This is a genomic window from Streptomyces sp. NPDC058964 (assembly GCF_042741275.1).
Taxonomy (GTDB): domain Bacteria; phylum Actinomycetota; class Actinomycetes; order Streptomycetales; family Streptomycetaceae; genus Streptomyces.
Genome location: NZ_JBHYKH010000601.1, coordinates 1 through 5,072, shown reverse-complemented (window position 1 = coordinate 5,072; position 5,072 = coordinate 1). Strand labels below are relative to the sequence as shown.

The window sequence follows — 5,072 nt, the reverse complement described above, 5'->3', positions numbered from 1 at the left end:
GGCCGCCCGTACGAACCTCTCAGTGCCGCTCAGTGAGCGCCGGTGCCGGTCAGGGACCGCACCTCCAGCTCCGCGTACTTGCCGGCGTCCGGGGCCTCCTTCGACAGAAGGGTACCGACCACACCGAGCAGGAAGCCGACCGGGATCGAGACGATGCCCGGGTTCTCCAGCGGGAACCAGTGGAAGTCGACGTCCGGGAACATGGACGTGGGCTTGCCGGAGACGACCGGCGAGAACAGGACGAGTCCGACGGCGGTGACCAGGCCGCCGTAGATCGACCACAGGGCGCCGGACGTGGTGAACCTCCTCCAGAAGAGGCTGTAGAGGATCGTCGGCAGGTTGGCGGAGGCGGCGACCGCGAAGGCGAGGGCCACCAGGCCGGCCACGTTCAGGTCGCGGGCCAGGGCGCCCAGCAGGATCGAGACCGCGCCGATGCCGACGGTGGCGTACCGGGCCGCGTTGACCTCCTGCTTCTCCGTGGCCTGCCCCTTCTTGATGACGTTGGCGTAGATGTCGTGGGCGAACGAGGACGACGAGGCCAGGGTGAGGCCGGCGACGACCGCGAGGATCGTGGCGAAGGCGACCGCCGAGATGGTGGCCAGCAGGATCGCGCCCCAGTTGGAGTCCACCCCGCCCAGGTGCAGGGCGAGCAGCGGGGCCGCCGTGTTGCCGGCCTTGTTGGAGGCGATGATCTCGTCCGGTTTGATCAGCGCGGCCGCGCCGAAGCCGAGGGCGAGGGTCATCAGGTAGAAGGCGCCGATCAGGCCGATCGCCCAGATGACGGACTTACGGGCGGCCTTGGCGGTGGGCACGGTGTAGAAGCGGATCAGGATGTGCGGCAGGCCCGCGGTGCCCAGGACCAGGGCGATGCCGAGCGAGATGAAGTCCAGCTTGGTGGTGCCCGTAGCGCCGTACTTCAGGCCGGGCTCCAGGAACGCGGCGCCCTTGCCGCTGTTGTCGGCCGCCTTGCCGAGCAGATCGGAGACGTTGAAGTGAAACTTCAGCAGGACCAGGAAGGTCAGCAGGACGGCGCCGGCGATCAGCAGCACGGCCTTGACCATCTGGACCCAGGTGGTGCCCTTCATTCCGCCGATGGTCACGTACACGATCATCAGCAGGCCGACGAGCGCGACGATGCCGATCTTGCCGCCGTCGCTGGTGATGCCGAGCAGCAGCGAGACCAGGACGCCCGCGCCCGCCATCTGCGCCAGCAGATAGAAGATCGACACGACGATGGTGGACGTGCCGGCGGCCGTGCGGACCGGGCGCTGGCGCATGCGGTAGGCCAGCACGTCGCCCATCGTGTAGCGCCCGGAGTTGCGCAGCGGCTCGGCGACCAGGAGCAGGGCGACCAACCAGGCGACCAGGAAGCCGATGGAGTAGAGGAAGCCGTCGTAGCCGAAGAGGGCGATGGCGCCAGCGATGCCGAGGAACGAGGCGGCGGACATGTAGTCGCCGGAGACGGCGAGGCCGTTCTGGAAGCCGGTGAACTGCCGTCCGCCGGCGTAGAAGTCGGCGGCGTCCTTGGTCTGGCGGCCCGCCCAGACCGTGATGACGAGGGTCGCGGCGACGAACACCGCGAACAGGGAGATGATCAGCGGCCGGTGCTCGCTCGCCTCACCGGCGGCCAGCACGCTCTGCTGCGCGATGTTCATGCGCCGCCCTCCATCCGGGACTTGATGGCCTCTGCCTTGGGGTCGAGCCTGGCTGCGGCGTGCCGCGCGTACCACCAGGCGATCAGGAACGTGGTGAGGAACTGGGCGAGGCCCAGGACCAGGGCCACGTTGATGTTGCCGGCGACCTTGGTGCCCATGAAGTCGCCCGCGTAGTTGGAGAGCAGGACGTACAGCAGGTACCAGGCGATGAACGCGATGGTCAGCGGGAAGGCGAAGGAGCGGTACGAGCGGCGCAGATCACCGAACTCCGCGCTCTGCTGCACCTCGGCGAACTCCTCGGTGGAGGGGAGTTGGGCTTGCGCTTTCGAGGGGGGCGGTGTCTCGGTGGCCACGGGGTCTCCTCGTGCTGCGGGTGGTTGCGACGGGGGAGTTCGATCGTGCTCGTGCTCCCTGTCGAAGGTCCACGGCGCCACGCGAGGACCGGTTCAAGTCCTATGAGTTCTTTCGCAAGTGATTTGGCGAAGTCATTGCTGGCCCGTGAGACAGGGAGATAGCTTCGCCCTGCACCACCCGTCATGCACCTGCCCGAGCACCACCCGTGTCTCGGGCTGTTTCGTTTTCGGATGATGTGGAGATCCCATGCCTCATCTGCGCTCCAGACGCCGCCTCGGCCTCGCCGTTCCGGTCGTGCTGTCGCTGACCGCCTCGCTCGGCTTCCTGCCGTCGGCGGCCTCGGCGGCCCCGCTCACGGTCCGGACGGCCCGGGCGGCGGACGGCCCCAGCCTGGCGTACGTGGTCAACACGAGGACGGACCACCGCACGATCGATTCGGTGCGGAAGGCGATAGCCGAGAACGGCGGCACCGTCGTCGCGGCGTACGACAGGATCGGTGTGATCGTCGTCCACTCGGCGGACCCGGACTTCGGCGAGCGGATGCGTGCGGTGCGCGGAGTGCAGTCCGCCGGCGCCACCCGTACCGCGCCGCTGAGTGCCGCGGGGACCACGGACGAGGGCGCGGTGCAGGTCCTGTCGAAGGCCGAGGCCGCACGGGCCTCCCGGAACGCGGTGTCCGGCGAGGAGCCGCTCGAGGCCGACCAGTGGGACCTGCGGGCGATCGGCGCGGACAAGGCCGCCACGATCAACCCGGGCAGCAGGAACGTGACCGTCGGCATCATCGACACCGGCGTCGACGACACCCACCCGGACATCGCCCCGAACTTCTCCGCCGCCCAGTCGGCGAACTGCGTGAGCGGCAAGGCCGACACGACGTACGGCGCCTGGCGGCCGGTGGACGCCGACCACTACCACGGCACGCACGTGGCGGGTGAGATCGCCGCGGCCCGCAACGGCATCGGGGTGGCGGGTGTCGCTCCGGGCGTGAAGGTCGCGAGCATCACGGTCGCCCAGCCCGACTCGACGCAGCTGTTCTACCCCGAGAGCGTCGTCTGCGCCTTTGTCTTCGCCGCCGACCACGGTGTGGAGATCACCAACAACAGCTACTACGTCGATCCCTGGCTGTACAACTGCATGGACGATCCCGACCAGCGGGCCATCGTCGACGCGGTCAACAGGGCCCAGCTGTACGCCGAGCACAAGGGAACCCTCAATGTCGCCTCGGCGGGCAACTCCAACGACGACCTCGACTCGGACGCCCTCGTCGACGCCTCCAGCCCCGACGACTCGACCGCCGTCACCCGCACGGTGGACCCGCACAAGTGCTTCGACGTGCCGACCCAGCTGCCCGGCGTGGTCACGGTGAGCGCGGTGGGCGTCAAGGGCGCCAAGTCGTACTACTCCAGCTATGGCAAGGACGTGGTCGACGTCGCGGGCCCGGGCGGCGACAAGTACCAGATACCGGACACACCGTCGAAGAACGGCCGCATCCTGTCCACGCTGCCCAACGGCCAGTACGGCTTCCTCCAGGGCACCTCGATGGCGTCGCCGCACGTGGCCGCCGTGGCCGCGTTGCTGAAGTCCACCCACCCGCACGCCTCACCGGCCCAGCTGCAGGCGCTCCTCAAGGCCGAGGCGGACAACCCGGGCTGCCCGGCCGGGCCGTACGACGGGAACGGCGACGGTGTCGTCGACGCGACCTGCGTCGGTGGCAAGCGGGTCAACGGCTTCTACGGGTTCGGCATCGTCAACGCGCTGCGCGCCGTCAAATAGGGCCGGGGTTCCAGGACTTCCCGCACGGTCAGCTCGTACCGCGAACGAACTGGAGACACAGACACCATGCAAGCGCCCCAGTCGCGCTACCGCCGAGCCATGGCGATCCCGGTCGGGATGGCCATGGCGACGGCCCTCGCGTTCCTGCCGAACGTCACCGCGTCCGCCGCCGACGTCACGACGACGGCCGCCGGTGACTCGCCCTCGCTCAGCTACGTCGTCAACGTCCCGCCCGGGCACGGCACCTCGGCTCACGTACAGAAGGCCATCGCCGAGGCCGGCGGCACGGTCGTCATCTCGTACGACCGGATCGGCGTGATCGTCGTCCACTCGTCGAACCCCGACTTCGCCAGGACCATCCGCGCGGTGCCCTGGGTCGACTCGGCCGGTGCCACGCGCAACGCGCCACTGCCCGCGCAGTCGACCACCGACGTCGGCACCCCGAAGGTGCTCAGCGCCGGGCAGGTCGCCGACGCGCAGGCGGCCGACGGGCAGGACCCGTTGGAGCCGTTGCAGTGGGACCTGCCCGCCATCAAGGCGGACAAGGCGCACGAGAAGACCCTCGGCAGCCGCGACGTCACCGTCGCCGTCATCGACACCGGTGTCGACGACACCCACCCCGACATCGCGCCGAACTTCGACCGGTACGCCTCCGCCAACTGTGTCTCGGGCAAGCCCGACACGGCCGACGGCGCCTGGCGGCCGAGCGCGGCCGAGAGTCCGCACGGCACGCACGTGGCGGGCGAGATCGCGGGCGCCAGGAACGGCGTCGGCATCACCGGCGTCGCGCCGGGCGTCAAGGTCGCCGGCATCAAGGTGGCCACCACCGCCGGCTACTTCTACACGGAGGCTGTGGTCTGCGGCTTCATGTGGGCGGCCGAGCACGACGTGGACGTGACCAACAACAGCTATTACACCGACCCCTGGTACTTCAACTGCAAGAACGACCCGGACCAGAAGGCCTTGGTCGAGGCCGTCAGCCGGGCCGCGCGGTACGCGGAGAAGAAGGGCGCGGTCAACGTCGCCGCGGCCGGCAACGAGAACTACGACCTCTCCTCCGACGAGATCACCGACCCGTCCTCCCCGAACGACACCACGCCCGGCGACCGGGTCGTCGACCCGTCCGAGTGCCTGGACATCCCGACCCAGCTGCCCGGCGTCGTGACGGTCGCGTCGACCGGCGCCAAGGGTCTCAAGTCGTCCTTCTCCAACCACGGTCTGGGCGTCATCGACATCGCGGCGCCCGGCGGCGACTCGACGGCCTACCAGGCGCCCGAGCCGCCCGCCACC

4 protein-coding genes are annotated in these 5,072 nt (G+C 69.5%); 2 read left to right on the top strand and 2 right to left on the bottom strand.

Going from position 1 to position 5,072, the window contains the following annotated elements:
• Nucleotides 1-29: 29 nt before the first annotated feature.
• Both ACFW2E_RS41210 and ACFW2E_RS41205 read right to left on the bottom strand, forming a co-directional pair.
• Nucleotides 30-1,655, bottom strand: a complete 1,626-nt coding sequence (locus tag ACFW2E_RS41210; RefSeq protein WP_384475560.1) for a cation acetate symporter — start codon at nt 1,653-1,655, stop codon at nt 30-32.
• On the bottom strand, nt 1,652-2,008 hold the full coding sequence (locus ACFW2E_RS41205; RefSeq protein ID WP_384475557.1) for a DUF485 domain-containing protein: 357 nt from the start codon (nt 2,006-2,008) through the stop codon (nt 1,652-1,654). The genes ACFW2E_RS41210 and ACFW2E_RS41205 overlap by 4 nt, the downstream gene beginning before the upstream one ends.
• Nucleotides 2,009-2,255: 247 nt before the next feature.
• Here ACFW2E_RS41205 and ACFW2E_RS41200 point away from each other — a divergent pair, with 247 nt between their 5' ends.
• Both ACFW2E_RS41200 and ACFW2E_RS41195 read left to right on the top strand, forming a co-directional pair.
• Nucleotides 2,256-3,782 (top strand): S8 family serine peptidase, encoded by a 1,527-nt coding sequence (locus tag ACFW2E_RS41200; RefSeq protein ID WP_384475554.1) that lies wholly within the window; start codon nt 2,256-2,258, stop codon nt 3,780-3,782.
• Nucleotides 3,783-3,848: 66 nt separating this feature from the next.
• The coding region (locus ACFW2E_RS41195; protein ID WP_384475551.1) for a S8 family serine peptidase at nt 3,849-5,072 on the top strand (1,224 nt) is incomplete at its 3' end.